The organism is Nocardia sp. NPDC059154, assembly GCF_042755705.1.
Lineage (GTDB): Bacteria > Actinomycetota > Actinomycetes > Mycobacteriales > Mycobacteriaceae > Nocardia.
In genome coordinates this window covers 1-14,428 of the sequence record NZ_JBHZCS010000007.1, presented here as the reverse complement: position 1 = coordinate 14,428, position 14,428 = coordinate 1, and the positions used below count along the sequence as shown (strand labels likewise).

13 protein-coding genes are annotated in these 14,428 nt (G+C 70.6%); 2 read left to right on the top strand and 11 right to left on the bottom strand.

The annotated features are described in order from the left end of the window. Positions 1–302: 302 nt before the first annotated feature. The 7 genes from ACFXN1_RS08470 to ACFXN1_RS08440 all read right to left on the bottom strand — a co-directional run bounded on the left by ACFXN1_RS08470 (position 303) and on the right by ACFXN1_RS08440 (position 6,731). On the bottom strand, positions 303–959 hold the full coding sequence (locus tag ACFXN1_RS08470) for a hypothetical protein (RefSeq protein WP_379444445.1): 657 nt from the start codon (positions 957–959) through the stop codon (positions 303–305). 153 nt (positions 960–1,112) lie between these two features. Then, a complete protein-coding gene (dmpI, locus tag ACFXN1_RS08465) occupies positions 1,113–1,298 on the bottom strand; it encodes a 4-oxalocrotonate tautomerase DmpI (protein WP_036545806.1) in 186 nt (61 codons plus the stop codon). A gap of 195 nt (positions 1,299–1,493) precedes the next feature. After that, positions 1,494–2,378, bottom strand: a complete 885-nt coding sequence (locus ACFXN1_RS08460; RefSeq protein WP_379444446.1) for a LysR substrate-binding domain-containing protein — start codon at positions 2,376–2,378, stop codon at positions 1,494–1,496. A 69-nt stretch (positions 2,379–2,447) separates the two neighbouring features. Further along, positions 2,448–3,359 (bottom strand): dienelactone hydrolase family protein, encoded by a 912-nt coding sequence (locus ACFXN1_RS08455; RefSeq protein WP_379444448.1) that lies wholly within the window; start codon positions 3,357–3,359, stop codon positions 2,448–2,450. Between the two features lie 119 nt (positions 3,360–3,478). Then, positions 3,479–4,969 carry a flavin-containing monooxygenase gene (locus ACFXN1_RS08450; protein WP_379444449.1) on the bottom strand — a complete coding sequence of 497 codons (1,491 nt, stop codon included), beginning with the start codon at positions 4,967–4,969 and terminating at the stop codon, positions 3,479–3,481. After that, entirely contained in the window at positions 4,962–6,032 is a 1,071-nt protein-coding gene (locus tag ACFXN1_RS08445; RefSeq protein ID WP_379444451.1) for an FO synthase, read from the bottom strand. The genes ACFXN1_RS08450 and ACFXN1_RS08445 overlap by 8 nt, the downstream gene beginning before the upstream one ends. A 69-nt stretch (positions 6,033–6,101) precedes the next feature. Next, positions 6,102–6,731 carry a nuclear transport factor 2 family protein gene (locus tag ACFXN1_RS08440; protein WP_379444453.1) on the bottom strand — a complete coding sequence of 210 codons (630 nt, stop codon included), beginning with the start codon at positions 6,729–6,731 and terminating at the stop codon, positions 6,102–6,104. An 86-nt stretch (positions 6,732–6,817) separates the two neighbouring features. Here ACFXN1_RS08440 and ACFXN1_RS08435 point away from each other — a divergent pair, with 86 nt between their 5' ends. Further along, positions 6,818–7,231: a hypothetical protein gene (locus ACFXN1_RS08435; protein ID WP_379444454.1), complete on the top strand. Its 414-nt coding sequence runs from the start codon at positions 6,818–6,820 to the stop codon at positions 7,229–7,231. Positions 7,232–7,296: 65 nt separating this feature from the next. On the opposite strand, the gene ACFXN1_RS08430 is transcribed toward ACFXN1_RS08435, so the two are convergent. Then, positions 7,297–7,932, bottom strand: coding sequence for a DUF4097 family beta strand repeat-containing protein (locus ACFXN1_RS08430; protein WP_379444456.1), 636 nt, complete (start codon positions 7,930–7,932; stop codon positions 7,297–7,299). Between the two features lie 128 nt (positions 7,933–8,060). Between ACFXN1_RS08430 and ACFXN1_RS08425 the strand changes: the two genes are divergently transcribed. Next, on the top strand, positions 8,061–11,240 hold the full coding sequence (locus tag ACFXN1_RS08425; protein WP_379463529.1) for a BTAD domain-containing putative transcriptional regulator: 3,180 nt from the start codon (positions 8,061–8,063) through the stop codon (positions 11,238–11,240). On the opposite strand, the gene ACFXN1_RS08420 is transcribed toward ACFXN1_RS08425, so the two are convergent. The 3 genes from ACFXN1_RS08420 to ACFXN1_RS08410 form a co-directional block, all read right to left on the bottom strand. Beyond that, positions 11,224–12,033 carry an ABC transporter permease gene (locus tag ACFXN1_RS08420; RefSeq protein ID WP_379405850.1) on the bottom strand — a complete coding sequence of 270 codons (810 nt, stop codon included), beginning with the start codon at positions 12,031–12,033 and terminating at the stop codon, positions 11,224–11,226. The genes ACFXN1_RS08425 and ACFXN1_RS08420 overlap by 17 nt on opposite strands. Next, entirely contained in the window at positions 12,030–12,974 is a 945-nt protein-coding gene (locus tag ACFXN1_RS08415) for an ATP-binding cassette domain-containing protein (protein ID WP_379444460.1), read from the bottom strand. Before ACFXN1_RS08415 ends, ACFXN1_RS08420 begins: the two co-directional genes overlap by 4 nt. A gap of 101 nt (positions 12,975–13,075) precedes the next feature. Next, a complete protein-coding gene (locus ACFXN1_RS08410; protein WP_379444462.1) occupies positions 13,076–14,275 on the bottom strand; it encodes a TetR/AcrR family transcriptional regulator in 1,200 nt (399 codons plus the stop codon). Positions 14,276–14,428: the final 153 nt, after the last annotated feature.

Here is a 14,428-nt window from a genome sequence, read left to right as displayed (position 1 = left end):
ATCGGTTCGCCTACTACTGCGCCGCGGGCGTCCCGCATCGCTGGTGGGCGCACACGCCCGAGATCACGACACGGCCGGTGTCGGTGGCCGACGCGCTGGTGATTCGCCGGCGGCCGCACCGTTCCAGGCTGACAGCGCCCCGTCCGAGGGCCGAAAAGCCTAGAATCACAAGGGTGGACGCAATTCTGACAACCATCGGTGTGGTCGTGGTTATCGGCATCTCCGGCGCGGCCTATGCCGCATTTCTGTTGCTACGCGGTCGTAAATAGTTCGGGGGCAACGGGTTCGGCGTTGCCGGGCGGTCAACTCTGGACTCGGGGCCAGGGGTAGAAGGCCAGGTGGATGAGCAGCACCACCAGTGCGGCCAGCAGGATGGCGGCGATCGGGTGGGCGCGGCGCTCCAGGTAGCCGATGGTGCGAAACAGGGTGGGGAAGGGCACATCTCGGCTGAAGAACATGGCCAGAATGCTGGGCACGATGACCCACATCAGGGCGATCAGTCCGTAGAGGACGTACGCACCCAGGTAGGACTGCGGGTGCATGCCGCGGTCGGTGGCGGCGAACAGGACACCGAAGACGAAGGTGCCCACCGCGGCCAGCAGATACCCCGCGCCCAGCAGGGTGATCGGCGAATACGGGTTGGTGACACGGCCGTTCACGGTGAGGGTGCGCCCGGCGACCAGCTGTGGAGTGGGCTCGGGCGGGGTGGCCAGTTGCGGGACAGCGTAATACGCCAGCAGCACGATCACCGACACGACGATGAGCCGGACGAACGAGTGCTGAGTCTCCAGATGTCCGATGGTGTTCGAGATGGTCGGCCAGCTCGCCAGTCCGAAGACCGACGCCAGCTCCGAGGTGGCGATCGCCAATCCCGCGAGGCCCCACATGCAATAGCCCCAGAATTCCACCGAGCGCCCCGCCGCTGTCGGTACGGCCGCGCTGCCGACATCCTCCGTCATGCTGCCGTTGTATCACTAAAACGGGGGTCTACCTGGGAGCATGCACAGTCGATGCCGGGTTGTCACGGGTCCGACATCTAACGGTACCGGCGGGTCGGTTCGGGTGCGCCACAGCTGGTTTCGGCTCCCCCTGGCGGCCCGCCGGTGTACCGGCTATTTGCCGTCGGCGGTCAGGCGACCGGCCGTGCCCCAGCTATCGGCGGGGGTCTCGTGGATCCACACCTGCACGGCCTCGGCCGGAATCTGATAGGCGTCCACGAAGGCGTCGGTGATGCGGCGGACCAGGTCCCGCTTCAGCTCGACGGTGCGCGGGCCCTGCTGCACGGTGACGATAGGCATGACTGTTCTCCTTCGCGAAAACTGCTGGGATACCGGCCATCTCGGAACCCGGGGTTCCGATCTCCGATCCGTTCGGCGGCCTGAGAACAGTTCACCGGAAAACCACACCCCGACCAATGAGCAGGTCGTTCGCGCAGCGATAAGCGATCCTTATCGCCTGTGCGCCCGCGAGATCCCTGTGCGCCCGCGAGATCCCTACGCGCGCGCGAGCAGAGCGCCCAGCAGGCGCAGATTCGGCGACACCGCATCCGCCCGCACCGCCAGCGCGATGGGCAGGGTCAGACCCGCATCGGCGAAGGGGCGGAAGGCGACCCGCGCGTTGTGGACCTGCCGCGCATTCGATTCGTAGACCACCGTCCACATGGGCGAGCCCGCGCCGATGGCGGCCAGGGTGTCCTGGAGGGTGGTGGAGGTGGGCGCGGGCACCGGCTCGAATCCGGCGCGCACACATGCGTTCAGCACCAGATCCACCAGCGCCGGGTGGTTGCGCCTCTCGGTCAGCCGCAGCGGCACCGTGGCCAGGTCCGCCAGCCGGACCGAATCCTGGGTCGCCAGTGCGTGTTTGGCGGGCAGGGCCACCACCAGCGGATCGTCCCAGGCGGGCAGGAAGTCCAGTTCCGGGCTCTCACCGGGTTCCGGCGAGCGCACGAAGGCGGCGTCCAGACCGCCGTCCGCCACCCGGGCCAGCCGATCCCGCACCGGCAGCGCCACCAGCTCGACCTGCACCTGCGGCGCCTGCTCGGCGAAGGCATCCAGGACCGCGTCCAGGCGCTCGCCCAGTCCGGTCACCGTGCCCAGCCGGAACACGTCCGCGCGGCCACCCGCCAGGCCGGCCACGCTGGCCCGGGCCCGATCGGCCGCGGCCAGCACACCCCGTGCCGCGGGCAGGAAGCGCAACCCAGCCTCGGTCAGCCGCACCCGCCGCGGCGACCGGTCCAGCAATTGCACGCCCAGATCCCGTTCCAGCCGCCGCACCTGCTGGCTCACCGCGGGCTGCGCGATGTGCAAGCGTTCGGCCGCTCGCCCGAAGTGCAACTCCTCGGCGACGGTCACGAAATACCGCAACTGACGCAATTCCACGAGCCCATGGAACCATCAGTGCCCGCCCGGGGCCGTGGCGAGGCGGCGGGGTCGGCGTGACCGGCGGGGTCAGGCCAGGTAGCGGCCGTACCAGTCGAGCACCCGGTGCCAGGCCTCGGCGGCGGCGGTGGGCTGGTAGCGGGGGCCGGTGTCGTTGAAGAAGGCGTGGTCGGCATTGTCGGCCACGAAACTCTCGTGCGGGAGCCCCGCCTTGTCGAGGGCCGCCTCGGCGGCCGGGCGGGAGGCGTCGACCCGGCTGTCCAGCGCGCCGTAGACGGCCAGCACCGCGGCCTTGGATCCGGTGACCTCGCCGCCGTCGGGGAACGGGCCGTAGAAGGGGGTGGCGGCCGCGAGTTCGGGAGTGCCCGAGGTGAGCAGCAGCCAGGTCAGACCGCCGCCGAAGCAGAAACCGGTGGCGCCCAGCTTCTTTCCGGGCACGCGGCGCTGCAGCTCGGTCAGGCCCGCGCGCAGATCGGCGACGAATCGGTCCTGAGGGATCTTGCCGAGTGCGGCGGTGGCGGCCGCCTGATCGGCGAAGGTGGCGGTGCCACCCTCCTCGGAGAGCAGATCCACCGCGAGCGCCGAGTACCCGACGCCCGCGAAACGCCCTGTCACCGAACGGATGTGGTCGGTCAGGCCGCGGTTCTCGTGGATGACGAGCACGCCGCCCATGGGCTGGGACGCCTCGGCCCACGCGGCCTGCAGGGTGCGGCCCTCGGGTCCCGCGAAGGTGATCGCGGTGGGCTGCAGGGCCGTCGCGGTGCCGGGCGGTGCGGCCGGCGGGGACGCGGACGAACTCGCGGCGGCCGTCGTGGGGGAGGACTGCTTGCCCGAGTCGGCGCAGGCCGCCAGCAGCGCCACGGCCGCCGGTGTCCCCATGCCGAGCAGCCCCAGCCGGCGTAGCGCTTCCCGGCGGCTGAGCAGGCCCTCGGCGTGATCGGTGGCGATTTCCTCTGCGATATAGCGCTGCAGCGGCGTCATGCCCTCAGCCTAGGCCGCCGGACCGGTCCGGTCTCGGCCGAAACGCTGTGGATCTGCCGTCTGCCAAGATGTCTGAATGATTGCCACCATGGCTGCGGTCGCAAACTCCGCGGCCGGGGTCACCGGTAGGCGGAAATGTCGAAGGCGCCGTTGCTCTGGCGGAACGAGACCGCTGAGTCCGGCCAGAGCAGCGTGACGCGACCGGTCTGTTCGTCGCGGTACCAGCTCGTGCAGCGGCCCTGGGTCCACACCGTGTCGCGGGCGCGCTCCTCGATATCGAGCATGGAGGAGCGGACCGCCTCGGGCGTGACCTCCAGGACGGTGTCCGCGCTGGAGGCGAGATGGTCCAGCGCGCTGAGCACGTAGTCGATCTGGGTCTCGATCACATAGATCGCGGAGTTGTGGCCCAGCGCCGCGTTCGGGCCGTCCAGCACATACATATTGGGGAAGCCGTCCACGGTGGTCGACGCGTGCGCGACCATGCCGTTGCTCCAGCGCTCGGACAGCAGCGAGGTGCGGCCCCGGATGTGCTTGGCGATCGACGGCCGGGTGGCGTTGAAACCGGTGGCGAAGACCAGGATCTCGAGATCGTAGGTGTGCCCGCTCGCGGCGATGGCCAGGCCGTCGTCGATGCGGGTCAGCTCGGTCGGTTCCAGATGGACGGTGTCCAGCTGCAGGGCCGCGTAGTAGTCGTCGGAGAAAAGGATTCGCTTGCAGCCGATTTCGTAGTCGGGCCTGAGCCGCTGCCGCAGGCGTGGATCGCGGACCTGGGCCGCCAGATGGTCCGTGGCGCGCTGGTGCAGCAGATCGATCTCCGGGTGGCGGCGGCGCCGGGCGGCGATGCTGAGCTCGGCCTCGGCGAACAGCTCGTCGCGCAGCTCGGTGATGGTCCGCGGATCGGCGGCGAAGCTCGACAGCTCGTCGGGGGTGTAGAAGCGGTCCCCGCGCGGCAGCACATAGGGCGCCGAACGCTGGAAGACCACGACCTCGCTGGCCTCGCCCGCGAGCCGCGGCAGGATCTGGACCGCGGACGCGCCGGTGCCCACCAGGCCGACCCGCTTGCCGACCAGCGACACCTTCGGATTCCACCGCGCCGAATGCCAGTGCCGGCCACCGAAATTCTCCAGCTCCGCGACCGGGGGGATCCGGGGTTCGGTCAGCCGTCCGGTGGCGATGATCAGGGTGGCGGCCGAGAAGTCGCCGCGGGAGGTCCGGACGAACCAGCGCGCCTCGGCTTCGACCCACTCCGCCTGTTCCAGCGCGCAATTCAGCCGCAGATACGGTTCCAGCGCCTCCTGCTGGACGCACGACCGCAGGTAGGCGTGGATCTCCGCGCCCTCGGCGAACACCCGCGACCACCGCGGATTCGGCCGGAACGAAAAGGAATACAGGTGGGCGGGGATATCGCAGGCCACGCCCGGATAGCGGTTGTCGCGCCAGGTGCCGCCCACATCGTCGGCCTGCTCGATGATGACGAAGGAGTCCTGGCCCCGGCGGGCGAGCTGGATGCCCATGCCGATACCCGCGAAACCCGCGCCGACGATCAGCACGTCGACCCGTTCGAGGCTCGAATGTCCTTCGGCAATAGCCGGATCCGTGCTCTCAGGCATGGCCGTACCGGGTGGTGCGGCGGCGCAGCGAGCGGCCCAGCTCCGCGGCGATCCGATCGACATCGGTGACGGTGAGGCTCAGCCCGGCCTCCGGGCCGGACTCCGGCGCGAGCCGGCCGTCGAGCAGCAGACCGCCGAGATCGTTCGCGCCGCCGCGCAGCAGTTCGACCGCCACCGCCAGCCCCAGCCGGGGCCACGCGGCCTGAATATTGTCGATGCGCCCGTGCAGGAGCAGCCGCGCGACGGCGTGCACCGCCCGCGTCTGCCGCCGGAGGGCTTCGGGCACAACGGGATCCAGGAAGCCGGACGCCGCGGTCACGGGAACCATGGGCATGGCGATGAATTCGGTGAAGCCGCCGGTGCGGTCCTGGATATCGGCGAGCAGCCGCAGGTGGGCCACCTGCTGCGCGGGGGTCTCCACATGCCCGTAGACCATGGTCGAGGTGGAGGTCAGGCCCGCGCGGTGGGCGGTCTCGATCACCTCCACCCAGCGGCTCACGGGCAGATCCGGGCTGCCCTTCAACCGGGCGCGGACATCGTCGTCGAGGATGCGCGCACCGGTGCCGGGAACCGATCCGAGGCCGGAATCCTTGGCCCGCACCAGGAACTCGTCCAAGGGCAGTGCGCGGCGCGCGGCGCCGTCGAGCAGTTCCTCCGGGCGGAAGGCGTGCAGGTGCAGGGGAGCGGTCTCGGTGATGGCGGCGATCAGCGCCAGATAGTCGTCATCGCTGTCGGCGGGCAGCGGGCCCTGCATGCAGATCTCGGTGGCGCCCAGCGCGTGCGCCTCGGACACCAGCGCGGCCAGTCGCTCCCGCGCCGCGGAGCCGGAGACCACGGCGGTATCCAGATTCCGGTTCACGACATAGGTGAGGGCATCGCCGACCGTCCGCTGCCGGAGCGCATCGGCCAGCTCGCACAACCGCTCCAGCTCGGAGCCGTCCGCGTGCAGCAGCGCGATGTATCCCGCGTCCGGCAGGCCCGCCGGATTCCGCTCCGCTTCCGCGAGCCACTCCCGCACAGGCCTCGCATCGGACAAGCCAACCTCGGCGACACCACGATCCACGATCGCCACGATACCGCCGCCCCTCCGGGCGTCCCGGCCCGCTCGGTGTCGCGAACACCCGGCCCCGAATCAGGCGGGCCGGAGGCGTCCGAGCATGGCCGGGAGTTTGGTGGCTGCGAGCAGGGCGCGGAATGGCCGGCTGTCGTCGCGAGGCAGGATGCCGGCACGCTGCGTGACATCGAAAGCGTCGTAGAGGGTTTCGCCCTCCGCCATGAGGCCGTCGGCAGTGAAGTGGTAGCGGTCGACCGCCGGGCACTGGATGAAGCGGCCGTCGCCGTACAGAGCGGGGGCGCTGCCGTCGTAGGGGTACAGGCGCAGCGGGCCACGCCAGTGGCCGCTGCCGAGGTAGCGGATGACGGTGCGTACGGTGCCCTCGGGGGTGACGTCGATGTAGGCCTGGCCGGGGATCGGGTCGTAGCGCCAATCGGGGATGGCGTCGAAGAAGGCGAAGTTGTAGGTGACGAAGTCGTCGATGCCGACGATGGTCCGGCCGAAGGTCGTGACATCGGTGTAGCGCACATCGGAGGCGTAGAGCTCGTGGTTGTGGCTCATGTCCCGGGTCAGGAAGCTCCACCAGTACTTCTTGGCCCACACCAGCAGCCAGGACAGGTCGAGGCCGAGCTTGCTGTAGAACTCCAGCTTGCGCTCGAACTCGCCGAACCACGCCTGGGTGCCGGCTCGGAGTTCGGATTCGGGCACCACTCGGATCGGAACCGCCCGATTGGCTTGCAGCACATCGGGAACCGGGCCCGAGAGCCGATTGCGGCGCAGGGCTTGCTGGAACGGTGTACGACCGCGTCGACGACGAGCTGCGGTCCCGGATGTGGGACCTGCCCGCGGACGCCGGGCTTTCCGCGACGGTGCGCGCGGCCCTGGAGATCTGCGCCGACTATTTCGAGCAGGACCCGCGCCGCGCCCGCGTCCTGCTGCGCGAGCCGCTCGCCGACGACGAGCTGCGCCGCCATTCCGCCCAGCGCGCATCGGCTTTCGTCCGCGCCCTCGCCGCCGCGCTCGGCTCGGGCGCCCAGGCCCTGCTGCCCGCGGACGAGCAGGCCCTCGCGCTCACCTCCACCGCCCTGAGCGGCGCGCTGGTCGCGCTCTATCTGGATTGGATCGACGGTCGCCTCGAGGTCTCCCGCGACGACCTCGCCGACACCGCCACGGAGGTCACGCTGGCCCTGGTCGATCGCGAACGCTGACGGTTCCACTGGTTCAGGGCCGCCGGGTGGGCGGCCCCGAACCGGGGTGTCGACAACCATGCGGGTCAGGCGGCGGTGGTGTGCCCGATGGTGATGTTGCCGTAGGAGTTCCGGGCGTGGACCTCGACGATGTCCTGCGGCCGGCTGACGGGGTACAGCTGGTTCTGGATGGTGCCCTTCTGCGCGTTGGTTTCCATCCGGGCGGCGCTGCCCGGGTGGATGCCGACCGACAGGTCGCCGGTGGAGGTCTCCACGTCGATCACGCCGCGGGTGGCCTCGACGATGCGGATGTCGCCCTTCGCGACCTTCGCGGTGACCGAGCCGAGCGGGTGCTCGACGGTGATGTCACCGGCGGAGACCTCCAGCTCGCACTCGCCGAGCGGGCCCGCGCCCAGCAGGTTGCCCATGCCGAGCGAACCGGTCAGGCGGGAGCCGGCGGGCATCTCGATGGTGACCTCGACCGAGCCGCGGCCCGCGAGCGGGGAGAACTTCCGCCAGCCCTTGGGGGCCTGCACGGTCAGGGTGCCCGCGGCGAACTCGGCGCGGATCTGCTCGGCGGCGCGCACGTCCTCCTTCTTGGACGTGTCGGCCGGGCGGATCTCGACGACGGTGTCGGTGCGGTCCGAGGCGATGACGGTGACGTTTCCGGCGGCCACGTCGACGGCGACGGTGATGGCTTCGGGGGTCTGGAACGCGGTCATGGTGTTTCTCCTTCGAGGGTCTGTGCTGCTGATGTGACTACTTTCGCGAGCCCGGCTGACAGCGGCCTGACGCCGGACTGACACGTCCGCTGACATGTGTTCGGCCCGGCTGGACAGCGCACGGCAGAATGGTCCGGGTGCAGATCGGAATGCTTGGGCCGCTCGAAATCCGGGCAGACGACGGCGGATTGCTGGAGGTGCCGGGCGCCCGGTTGCGGTCGCTGCTGATCGCGCTCGCGCTGGAACCCGGCCGGGCGGTCTCGAAAGCGCGGCTGGTCGACTGGATTTGGGGCGAGGAGCCGCCGTCCGATGCGGCGAATGCCTTGCAGGCCTTGGTTTCCCGATTGCGGCGGGTGCTGCCGGACGGGTCGATCGACGTGCAGGCGGGCGGCTACCGGCTGACGGTGGCGCCCGGCGACATCGACGCCGTGCGGTTCGAACAGCTCCTCGACCAGGCCCGTGGCGGCGACGACGTCCACCAGGCCGAACTGCTGCGCGAGGCCCTCGCACTGTGGCGCGGCGCGCCCATGCGGGACATCGGGGCGCAGGACGGCGCGGCCCTCGACGCGGTGATCGCCCGGCTCGAGGGACTGCACGTCGGTGCGCTCGAGGATCGGTACGACGCGGAACTCCGGCTCGGCCGGGGCGCGGAACTGGTCACCGAACTGAATGATCTGGTGGCCCAGCACCCCGTGCGGGAACGACTCGCCGCGTCGCTGATGCGCGCGCTCGCCGCCGCGGGCCGGGGCGCCGAGGCGCTGGTCGTGTACCAGCGGGTCCGGGAGGCCCTCGCCGACGAGCTGGGTGTGGATCCCTCGCCGGAGCTGTCCGCCCTGCACGTCGCCCTGCTGCGCGGGGAGGTGGGCGGGCGGGAGGACGACCGCCGGACCAACCTGCGCGCCGAACTGACCCGATACGTCGGCAAGCAGGCCGACATCGCCGCGGTGCGCGCCCTCGTCGCCCGCCATCGGCTCACCACGGTGACCGGACCGGGCGGTTCGGGAAAGACCAGGCTGGCCACGGAGACCGGGCGCGCCCTGCTCGACGGGCTGCCGGACGGCGCGTGGCTGGTGGAGCTGTCCTCGGCGAGCGCGGGCGGTGACCTCGCGCAGGCGGCGCTGGCCGCGCTCGGGCTGCGGGACGCGCTGCTGGGCGGCGGGGCGAACGCGGAACCTATGGACCGCCTCATCGCGGCCATCCGCGAGCGCGACATGCTGCTGATCCTCGACAACTGCGAGCACGTGATCGAGTCCTCGGCGGCGTTCGCCCACCGCCTGCTCGGGGAGTGCCAGCGGTTGCGCATTCTGGCCACCAGCCGTGAACCGCTCGGCATCACCGGTGAAGCGCTCTGGCAGGTCGAGCCTTTGGCGTTGCCCGCCGCGGACGCGGACGCCGGCGCGATCGAATCTTCCCCGGCCGTCCAGCTTTTGCGCGACCGCGCCGGCGCGGTGCGCCAGGACCTCGGCGCCGATGCCCGCACCCTGGCGACCATGGCCCGCGTGTGCCGTGCGCTCGACGGGATCCCGCTGGCGATCGAACTGGCCGCGGCCCGCCTGCGCACCATGTCCCTCGAGCAGCTCGCCACCCGTCTCGACGATCGGTTCCGGCTGCTGACCGGGGGCAGCCGGACCGCGCAACCGCAGCACCGGACCCTGCGGGCGGTCGTGGACTGGAGCTGGGAACTGCTCAGCGAGGCTGAACAGGCTGTGCTGCGCCGGCTTTCGGTGTTCGCCGGCGGCGCGAGCCTCGAGGCGGCCGAACAGGTCTGTGCGAGTAGCGAATCCGAGGGGCGGCCCGCGGCGGTCGAACAGCGGGAGGTGCTCGAGCTGCTGACCGCGCTGACCGAGAAATCGCTGCTGCTCACCGCGGGCGACGGCGGGCCGCGCTACCGGATGCTCGAGACGATCAGGCAGTACGCCCGCGACCGGCTCGCGGAGGCGGGGGAGGCGGACGCGGCGCGGCGCGCGCATCTGGCGTATTTCACCGGACTGGCCGCGACCGCGGAACCGCATCTGCGCCGGGCCGAACAGCTGGAATGGCTCGCCGTCCTCGAACCCGAGCACGACAATATCGCGGCCGCCATGCGCGGCGCGCTCGCCGCGGAGGACGCGACCGCGGCCATGGGGCTGGCCGCGGCCGCCGGCTGGTACTGGTGGCTGAGCGGGCACAAGGCCGAGGGCATGGAGCTGGTCACCGCGGCCGCCCGGACGCCCGGCGAAGCCGACGACGAGACCCGGGCCACGGTCTACGGGCTCGTCGTGCATTTCATGACCTCCGGCCCGAATGACGAACACCACGTGGAGGAATGGATCCACCAGGCCTACCGGGCCGGCGGCGATCGGACCGGGGGCGGCCGGACCGGTCATCCGACGCTGGCGTTCGTGGTCGCGCTGGAACGCATGCTGCAGGGGCCGGACCAGTTCCTGCCCGCCTTCGAGGCGCTGCTCGGCGACGACGATCCGTGGGTGCGGGCGCTGGCCCGGCTGCAACTGGGCAAGTTGCGGACCGTGCTCGGCCAGGGCGGGCCGGAGGCCGATGAACAGCTGGAGCTGGCGCTGGCGGAGTTCCGGGCCGTCGGTGAGCGCTGGGGGATCTCGTTCGCGCTGACCGAGCTGGCCGACAGCCTCGCCCTGCGCGGCGAATTCGCCAGTGCGTGTGAGTATCTCGAGCAGGCGATCGCGGTGGTCGCCGAGGTCGGCGCGATCGAGGATCTGGTCCGGATGCGGTCACGGCAGGCGCAGCTGTACTGGCTGCTGGGCGACGCGGCGGCGAGCGCGGCCGCCATGGCCGAGGCCCAGCGGTACGCGGATCAGACCGGCTGGCCGATCGCGCTGGCCGAAATGGCCCTGGCCCGAGCGGAATTGGCGCGCTGGAACGCGGATCCCGAAGAGGCGCACCGGCAGATCGGCGTCGCGAAGACCCTGCTGGCGGGGGAATCGGAGCAGCCGTTCATGAGTGCGGTGATCCACGATCTGCTCGGCTATCTGGCGGACGGTCTCGACGAGGCCCGCGACCATCGGGCCGCGGCCTTCCGGGTGGCGTCGGCCGCGGGGCACGCGCCCCTGCTGGCCAAGGTGCTGGTCGGTCTCGCGGATCTGGCGCTGCGGGCGGAGCAGGACGAGCAGGCGGTGCGGCTGCTCGCGGCCAGTACCGCAGTGCGTGGCGTATCGGATCATTCCCACCCGGATGCGGCCCGGATCGAGCGGACAACGCGAAGTCGCCTCGGTGACGTGAAGTTCACCGAGGCGACGGGGGAGGGGGCGCGCGCGGTCTGGCATGAACTGGCCGAGATCACGCTCGCTTCGTGAAAGTGGCACGGGACCACAGGTATCCGACGATCGCGAACCCGGCGCACCAGGCCAGCGCCGCGGCGGTGTAGCCGCCCGACGGGTGCCCGGTGAGGAACCCGCGCAGGGACTCGATGATCGGGGTGAAGGGCTGGTACTGCGCGAACTGCCGGACGCCCTGGCCCATCTGGTCGGCCGGGACGATCGCGCTGCTCACGAAGGGCAGCATGATCAGCGGCACCACGGACATGCCCGCGGACTCCGGGGTCTTGGCGGCCATGCCCAGGGCGACGGTCAGCCAGGACGCCCCGAACGAGGTGGCCAGGACGATGCCGAGCGCGCCCAGCCAGTCCAGCGCGGTGGCCGGCGGCCGGAAGCCCAGGGCGAACGCCACTCCCAGCACGGCCGCGATGGCGACCACATTGGTGAGCATGGTGGCCACCACGTGCCCGGTCAGCACGGCGCCGCGGGAAACGTCCATGACCTTGAACCGGTTGATGACGCCCTTGGCCATGTCCGAACTCACCGCGACCGCGGTGCCGGAGAGCCCGTAGCTGATGGCCAGCAGGATCATGCCCGGTGTCGCGTAATTGATGTAGTGCTCGCCGACATTGAAGGCGCTGCCGAACACGTAGACGAAGATCAGCAGCATCACCACCGGCATCAGCGCGGCGTTGAAGATCGCGACCGGGTTGCGGGCGATGTGTTTGAAGTTGCGGCGCAACATGATCGCCGAGTCGCCCAGCGACGCTGCCAGGGCGCCGGTCGCGACGGTGCGGTTCGGGGTGCTGCCGGTGGAAACGATGGTGCTCATTGTGCGTCGGCCTCCGTGGTGGCGTGCCCGGTCAGGGCAAGGAAAACGTCATCGAGATCAGGGGTGTGGATGGAGACCTCCGCGGCCTCGACCGAGTGATCGGCGAGCCGATCCAGCAGGGCCCGCAGGGTTTTGGTGCCGCCGTTGCCGGGCACCTGCAGGGTCAGCGCCTCGCTGTCCATGGTCGCGGCGGGCAGGATCCGTGCGGCTGCTTCCAGTTCGGTGAGGTGGGTGAATCGCAGTTGGAGGTAGCTGCCGGGGACACGGCGCTTGAGGTCGTCCGGGGTGCCTTCGGCGACGATGCGGCCTCCGTCGAGAACCGCGATCCGGTCGGCCAGCTGGTCGGCCTCCTCGAGGTACTGGGTGGTGAGGAAGATGGTCACGCCGTCGGAGGTCAACTCCCGCACGATCTCCCACATGGTGCGCCGGCTGCGCGGGTCCAGTCCGGTGGTCGGCTCGTCGAGGAAGACGATGTCCGGCTTGGTGACCAGCGTCATCGCCAGGTCCAGCTTGCGGCGCATGCCGCCGGAGTAGGCGGCCGCCTGCTTGCGCGCGGATTCGGTGAGGTCGAAGCGCTCCAGCAGCGTGTCGACCACCTGCTTGCGCGCCGCGCCCCGCAGCCGGTGCAGATCGGCCATCAGCTGCAGGTTCTCTTCGCCGGTCAGCAGGTCGTCCACCGCCGCGAACTGACCGGTCACCCCGATGGCCGCCCGCACCGCCTTGGTCTCGGTGGCGATGTCGTGCCCGGCGACCCGGGCCGTCCCGCCGTCCGCCTTCAGCAGCGTGGTCAGCACGTTCACCGTCGTGGTCTTGCCCGCGCCGTTCGGCCCGAGCAGCGAGAAGATCGTTCCCACACCGATATTCAGATCAATGCCGTCGAGGATCGTCTTGTCCCCGTAAGCCTTCCGCAGCCCCGAGGCCGCGATTGCTGTGCTGTTCATGTGGACTACTGTCGCGACCCGACCTGATACCGGCCTGACACCGACCTGATACGCCCTCTGACACGGTGTTCTGCCTGGTCACGAGGGGTGGGCGAGGGCTGTCAGCCGTGGGGCGGAGCCAGCAGGGCGGCGGCCAGATGACGGGTCAGGCGGGGCGTGTCAGGGGTGGCCCGGAGGCGGGAGGTGGCGGCGAGATCGTTGATGACGCTCAGGGCGGCCTGGACTCGCAGGCGGGCTTCCAGCTCGTCCTGGCCGGGGTGGACCTGGCGCACCAGCTGCACCCACTCGGCGATGTATTCGTGCTGCACGCCACGCATACGGTGCCGATCGGCGGCGGGGAGCTGATCGATGTCGGAGGTGAGCAGCCGGATGAGACCGGCTTGCTCGAAGGCGAATTCGGTGTGGCTGGTGAGCAGCCGGTCGAGTGCGTCGGCGGCGTCGGTCGCGCGGGTCAGATCGCGGTACATGTCGGCCCGCAGGACGTGATTGCCCTGGTCGAGAACGGCGATCAGGATGTCGGCCTTGCTGTCGAAGTGGTTGTAGACGCTGGGTCCGGCAATGCCGGCGGCCGCGCCGATGTCCTCGAGCGCCACACCGGAAAAGCCTTGCTCGGCAAAGAGTTTCGTCGCCGCGGTGAGAATGGCGATACGCCGCGACGGGGACCATCCCGCCGACGGGCCGACGGGCGGTGCGGTCGCGGGACGCGGGACGGGGAGGTCGGCGGTGAGGATCGCGTCGACCATGTCGGTGAGCACCTGCACGAAACGCTGACGCGGCAGTTCCAGATTGTGGAACGAGATGCTGGACGCCGTGGAAAGCGCTGCCCAGCCGATTATTTCGGCCCGAGCGGGCGTCAGCCGCGGTGTCCGCGTGCGCAGCAGATCGGCGAACCGTGCGCCGATGCCGCGCGCCCGCTGCCGGAGTTCGGTTTTCGCGTCGGGGTCGAGGTGCCGCGCCTCCCGGTGCCAGAGCACGCCGACGGCGCGCTGACCGAGCATGGCGGTGGCCAGTGTCCGGGCGAGATCGATGTCCGGCTCGGCCCGCGCCGCGTCGAGCAGTTCGGTGACGATCTCGATGGGCTGGGCCACCACGGCGCGCAGCAGATCGTTCTTGTTGCGAAAGTGCCGGTACAGCGCGGACGGTCCGACCGCGACCGCGTCGGCGATGTCGCCGGTGCCGACATCGGCGTAGCCGCGCCGATAGAACAGTTCGGTCGCGGCGGCGACGATGAGGTCGCGGCGATTGGCGGGGCGGGTGCCGCGGGCCGGCCGGGTGGCAGCGTGCTCGGCGGTGTCGCTCATGGTCGCCGCTCCTTCTCGCTCGCCGGTGGTGGGGGGGCCGCCCCCCCCCCCGGGAGGGGGGGAACCAGACCAACCCGCCCCGGGCACCCCCCTCTCGCAGATGTCTCCCCCCCCACCCCCCCAAGTCTGTTCCCTGCCGTCGTCGGAGTATGG

Coding starts and splice junctions, on each gene's coding strand:
- ACFXN1_RS08415 (WP_379444460.1), bottom strand. CDS start 12,974: ATGAACAGCACAGCAATCGCGGCCTCGGGGCTGCGGAAGGCTTACGGG.
- dmpI (WP_036545806.1), bottom strand. CDS start 1,298: ATGCCTATCGTCACCGTGCAGCAGGGCCCGCGCACCGTCGAGCTGAAG.
- ACFXN1_RS08410 (WP_379444462.1), bottom strand. CDS start 14,275: ATGAGCGACACCGCCGAGCACGCTGCCACCCGGCCGGCCCGCGGCACC.
- ACFXN1_RS08420 (WP_379405850.1), bottom strand. CDS start 12,033: ATGAGCACCATCGTTTCCACCGGCAGCACCCCGAACCGCACCGTCGCG.
- ACFXN1_RS08455 (WP_379444448.1), bottom strand. CDS start 3,359: ATGACGCCGCTGCAGCGCTATATCGCAGAGGAAATCGCCACCGATCAC.
- ACFXN1_RS08425 (WP_379463529.1), top strand. CDS start 8,061: ATGGTCCGGGTGCAGATCGGAATGCTTGGGCCGCTCGAAATCCGGGCA.
- ACFXN1_RS08450 (WP_379444449.1), bottom strand. CDS start 4,969: ATGCCTGAGAGCACGGATCCGGCTATTGCCGAAGGACATTCGAGCCTC.
- ACFXN1_RS08430 (WP_379444456.1), bottom strand. CDS start 7,932: ATGACCGCGTTCCAGACCCCCGAAGCCATCACCGTCGCCGTCGACGTG.
- ACFXN1_RS08470 (WP_379444445.1), bottom strand. CDS start 959: ATGACGGAGGATGTCGGCAGCGCGGCCGTACCGACAGCGGCGGGGCGC.